General features: G+C 39.1%; 1 protein-coding gene. It reads left to right on the top strand.

Annotation, left to right across the window (positions count from 1 at the left end; genetic code table 11):
* Positions 1–121 precede the first annotated feature (121 nt).
* Positions 122–345 (top strand): hypothetical protein (locus Y887_RS21190; RefSeq protein WP_211257028.1); only part of this gene is annotated, 224 nt, incomplete at its 3' end.

Genomic DNA, 345 nt, shown 5'->3' on the forward strand with positions numbered 1-345 from the left:
CTGGTTATTAATTCCTCAATATATGATTAGCGTAAGAAAAACTTTAATAGTGTAAAACGAAAGCGTTCCTTTCAGACATCGCATCCTTTAATTCAGAGAAATACTTAAAATGAAAAGTATCATGAAATTTTTTGCGTGTGCAGTTCTGGTGATGAGTTGCTTAACTGCACAGGTAAATGCAGCATCAGGCGATAGTACGGTATCTCTCGGGTTTGCACACATACGCTTCCCCGGGCTGAACGATTTTGTTAGAGACGCGGGTGTTTATAACCGGGATACGTTCAGGAATGTTGTAAACGTAAACCATTTTAATTCATCAGGTGAATACGAAAATGCTATTGCCCG

The sequence above is a fragment of the Xanthomonas pisi DSM 18956 genome (assembly GCF_001010415.1).
GTDB lineage: Bacteria > Pseudomonadota > Gammaproteobacteria > Xanthomonadales > Xanthomonadaceae > Xanthomonas > Xanthomonas pisi.